We start from the raw sequence: 4,584 nt of genomic DNA on the forward strand, positions 1-4,584 counted from the left end.
TTGATGCTCACGAGGCTCTCTAAAGCGCAGCGCTGCAAATCAATCCAGCCGTTCTGCGCGGCGGCGTGGAGCATGGCGTACTCGCCGCTCACTTGGTAGGCGGCCAGCGGCAGCGCGTAGGTGTCGCGGACTTCCCGGATGATGTCTAAGTACGCCAGCGCGGGCTTGACCATCAAAATATCCGCGCCCTGCTCCACATCCAGCCCGACTTCTCGCAGAGCTTCCCGGCGATTGGCAGGATCCATCTGGTACTGCCCTCGGTCTCCAAACTGGGGTGGGCTCTCAGCAGCGTCCCGGAATGGGCCATAAAACCCGCTGGCGTATTTTGCGGCGTAGCTCATGGTGATCGTGTTGACAAAGCCCGCACCGTCCAGCGCCCCTCGGATCGCGCCGATCATCCCGTCCATCATCCCCGACGGGGCGATCATATCCGCACCCGCCTCGGCATGCACCACCGACGCCTTCCCCAGCAGCTCCAGAGTGGCATCGTTGAGCAGATAGCCGTTCTCGTCTAAAACACCGCAGTGCCCGTGATCCGTGTACTCGCAAAAGCACATGTCGGAGATCACGAGCAGCTCCGGGCGGGCTTTCTTGAGGGCGCGTATCGTGCTGGGGACAATCCCCTCCGGGTTCGCGTTCTCACTCCCATAGGCGTCTTTGGTCTCCGGGATGCCAAAGAGAATCACGGCGGGAATTCCCTCGTCAAAGGCGCGGCTCGCCTCCGCGATCAGCGTGTCCGGCGACCACTGGCACTGCCCGGGCATCGAGCGAATGGGGAGCTGCAAGCCGCTGCCGTGGCGCACAAAGAGGGGATAGATAAAGTCTGCCGCATCAAGGCGGGTCTCCTGCACGAGCTGGCGCAAGAGCGGCGTGCGCCGCAAGCGGCGCGGACGAAAGATCAATTCATTCATAAGAAATATTTTGCCAGTGCTTCCATTAGTCCGTCGAGCGTGTGCGTGGTGGGCATCACGTTTACTTGCAGCCCGTGTGCCTTCGCCATCGCCGCCGTTTGTGGCCCGATGCAAGCAATGCAGACCGATGCTAAGTCGGCGTGATTGCCCCCCTCGGCGCTTAGACGGGCCATGAAATTCTCTACAGTCGAGGCACTGGTAAAGGTTACCGCATCCACCTGCTTTTGAGCCAGCAATGCCGGGACATTCGCGCCGCCCGTGCCGGGTACGGTTCGATAGGCCTCGATCACCGTCACTTCCGCCCCCCGTGCCCGCAGAATATCCGCCAGTGTCGTCCGCGCAATCGCCGACGCCGGGATTAAGACGCGCTCCCCAGAGTGAATTGGCAGCGCTTCGCCTAATGTCTCGGCGGTAAATGTCTCGGGCAGGAGCACCGTTTCCAGGCCCAGATAGGCTTGCGCGGCTCTGGCTGTCGCCGGGCCGACAGCCGCGTTCCCTAGCCGGGCGGGGGCGAGGGGGTAGGACGCGGCCAGTGCTAGCACCGTATTCGTGCTGGTGAGCAGTAGCCAGTCAAAGTGCGCTAGATTTGCCAGTGCCTCGCGTAGCGGACGGTCATCCTCGGGCGGGACAATGGCGATGCAGGGGTACTCGATCACCTCCGCGCCTTGGCTCTGAAGCAGCGCGGTGAAGCGGGAGTTCTGGTGTGTGGCGCGGGTGTTGACAATGCGCTTGCCCGTCACCCCAGCAGCTCCGTGGCTCCCTGGGCTTTTGCCTCGTCGGCGAGCTGGGCACCGAGGGTGTCGGCATCAGTGGGGGAAGCCGCACCCGAGACTTCGATGCAGTGCACGCCATCGGGAGAGAGAACACGGGCCGTGAGCGTGAGGGTGTTGTCGGTGATACTTCCATAGGCAGCTAGCGGGAGCGAGCAGCCGCCGCCCAGAGCGGCGAGAAAAGCACGCTCGGCAGTGACCGCTTGCGCAGTAGGCTCGTGGTGTATCAGAGAAAGTTTCTCTCTAATCCAGGCTTCATCGCGGCACTGCACGGCAATCGCACCCTGGCCGGGTGCGGGGAGCATGATCGCGAAGGGGAGCACTTCGGTGATGACGTTCTCGTAGCCCAGGCGCTCCAGCCCGGCGTGGGCCAGCAAGATCGCGTCGTAGGGGCCGTCGGGGGCAAGGGCTTTTTGGATGCGTGTGTCCACGTTGCCACGGATGTCCAGAAGCTGTAAATCCGGGCGGACGCGTAGTAGTTGCGCGGCGCGGCGTCGGCTACTGGTGCCGACAGTGGCGTTCTGGGGAAGATTTAAGAGCGTTTTCCCACTGCGGCTGACCAGCACATCCCCGGCAGGAGCACGTGCTAAAATCGCGCCAAGAACCAGGCCGGCGGGCTGCTCCGTAGGCAGATCCTTGAGGCTGTGCACGGCGCACTGGATCGTATTGGCATGAAGTGCGGCTTCTAGCTCGGCGGTGAAGAGTCCCTTGCCACCAATTAACGGCAGGGGCGTGTCGAGTACTTTGTCGCCTTTGGTGTGGATAATCTTTAGCTCACCGCCCAGAGAAAGCATCAGCAGGACATGCTCACTCTGCCAGAGGGCGAGCTTGGAGCCACGGGTGCCAAAGCGTAGCATGGCTTATTGCTTCTCGGCGAAGGGGCAGCGGGCCGCTTCCAGGCCGAAGACATCGCGCACCGTGTCTGCGTAGTTAACCCCATTGCCCTCGATGGCATTGCTACGCAGGCGCAGGGTCGGCTCGTGCATCAGGCGATTGACCAGGCTGTGGGCCAGGATCTCAATCGCACGCTGCGTGGCTTCATCGGCGCCTGGTAAGCGGCTGAGAGCTTTCTGCACCTCGCTCTGAGCCAGACCCTGTGCCCAGTCGCGTAGGTCTTTTATCACCGGGGTCACTTCACGGGTTTGGAGCCACTCGGTGAAGCGTGCGGTCTCTTGCGTGATGATATCCTCTACGGCGGGAATGGCGGCGCGGCGCAGCTCGAAGTTGGCATCTATGACCTGCTGGAGCGCGTCAATGTCGTGGTAGGCAACGGCCTCCAGTGTGGCGACCGTCTCTTCAATATCGCGGGGCACGGCAAGGTCAACAAGAGTGAGAGAGCGGCCCTCCCGTGCCTTTTGCACGGCAGCGACCACGTTGTAGTAGATCACGGTATGGGGCGCGCCCGTCGCGCAGATCACCGCATCTGCCCAGACAAGCGCTTCGTCGAGCTGGCACCAGCTGAGTGCACGAGCCCCGAGTCTTTGGGCTAGGTCTTCGGCATGGATAAGTGTCCGGTTAATGATCGCAAGCTCCAGCTCGGAGCTACTACGCAGTGCCTGCGCCGCTAGAGTTGCCATCTCGCCAACGCCGACAATCAGCACACGGTTCTGACCCGGCTGGCGGGTCTGGAGCACAAGCTGCGCTCCCGCATGGCTCACGGAGGTGGTAAATCGGCTGATCTCGGTCTCGGTGCGGGCGCGCTTGCCGGCTTGCGTGGCCTGCGCAAAGAGCCGTGAGAGAATCGGCCCACTACTGCCTGCGGTCTGAGCCTCTTGAAACGCCAGCCCGACTTGGCCGAGAATCTGATCCTCCCCCAGGATCATGGACTCCAGCCCGCAGGCGACTCGCAGTAAGTGCTGCGTGACTTCATCGCCCGTCTTGACGTAGAGATGGGGGTGCAGCTCATCCTCGGGAAGTAAGTAGAGAGCACGGAGCGCCGCAGTCAGGCAGTCCGTATTGGCCTTTGGGTTGAGAGTGGCGTAGAGCTCCAGGCGGTTACACGTGGAGAGCAGCGCCGCCTCCAAAACCACCTCCGTGGCCCGTAGCTCCTCTAGTGCGCTGCGCAGTGCGCAGCCCGAGAGAGAGAGGCGCTCGCGCAGTGCGACCGAGGCAGTGTGGTGATTAACTCCTAGCAAAACAACAGACACGTTTTTAAGTTCTCCTCGCTAGTATACCGCCCGGTTTGGCATCGGTTCCCGACGGCTGATTTTTATCGTAGCTTTTTGACGTGAAGAAGACGTGAGGGTTTAGAGGTGAAGTTTCACCACCCAAGCTGCTCGCGGACGCCCACTACCTCGCCAATGACAATAATCGCCGGAGGCAGGATCTCGCTGACAAGGCTCTCGATGGTCGCCAGCGTGCCGGTAACGACTGTCTGCCCTGGGCAAGTGGCGGAGGCGATCAGGGCGACGGGGGTATTTTCCGGTCTGCCGTACTGACGCTGTTTTTCCAGAATCTTGGAGAGCCGCGAGACACCCATCAGAAATACCGCCGTTCCGATGAGCGCGGCGGCCTGCCAGTGGGTCTCCGGCAGATGGTTCGCCTCGCCCTCCTGCCCCGCAAACACACAGAAGCCCGCCGAAATCCCACGATGAGTCACCGGAATCCCCGCTGCGGCAGGCCCGGCGATACACGACGAGATACCTGGAATCACGGCGTAGGAGACGCCGTGTTGCGTCAGATAGGCACCCTCCTCACTGCCACGCCCGAAGACAAACGGATCGCCGCCCTTGAGCCGCACGACACTCTTGCCGAGCTTTGCATGGTGCACCAGCGCCTCGTGAATCGCATCCTGGCGCGGCTGCGACGGCGAGCCTAAATCTTTGCCCACATAGATTCGCTCCGCCTCGGCAGGAGCATGATCCAGCAGCTCGGGCGCGATCAGACGGTCATAAAGCACGACA

At 62.0% G+C, this 4,584-nt stretch carries 5 protein-coding genes; all 5 read right to left on the reverse strand.

The features are described from left to right. Positions 1-911: porphobilinogen synthase (gene hemB, locus ACH2EH_RS11555; protein ID WP_395141801.1), on the reverse strand; the 911-nt coding region annotated here is incomplete at its 3' end. Next, entirely contained in the window at positions 908-1,651 is a 744-nt protein-coding gene (locus tag ACH2EH_RS11560; RefSeq protein WP_395141803.1) for a uroporphyrinogen-III synthase, read from the reverse strand. The genes hemB and ACH2EH_RS11560, both read right to left, overlap by 4 nt. Beyond that, positions 1,648-2,538 carry a hydroxymethylbilane synthase gene (hemC, locus tag ACH2EH_RS11565; RefSeq protein ID WP_395141805.1) on the reverse strand — a complete coding sequence of 297 codons (891 nt, stop codon included), beginning with the start codon at positions 2,536-2,538 and terminating at the stop codon, positions 1,648-1,650. The genes ACH2EH_RS11560 and hemC overlap by 4 nt, the downstream gene beginning before the upstream one ends. Positions 2,539-2,541: 3 nt before the next feature. Beyond that, the gene (gene hemA, locus ACH2EH_RS11570; protein ID WP_395141807.1) at positions 2,542-3,828 is read right to left on the reverse strand and encodes a glutamyl-tRNA reductase; all 1,287 of its coding nucleotides are present in this window, start codon (positions 3,826-3,828) and stop codon (positions 2,542-2,544) included. Positions 3,829-3,941: 113 nt separating this feature from the next. Beyond that, the coding region (cobA, locus tag ACH2EH_RS11575; RefSeq protein WP_395141809.1) for a uroporphyrinogen-III C-methyltransferase at positions 3,942-4,584 on the reverse strand (643 nt) is incomplete at its 5' end.

It is taken from the genome of Armatimonas sp. (assembly GCF_043760365.1).
Lineage (GTDB): Bacteria > Armatimonadota > Armatimonadia > Armatimonadales > Armatimonadaceae > Armatimonas.

Bases quoted from the DNA above. Each gene is read 5' to 3' on its own strand.
- hemC (WP_395141805.1), bottom strand. From the start codon at position 2,538: ATGCTACGCTTTGGCACCCGTGGCTCCAAGCTCGCCCTCTGGCAGAGT.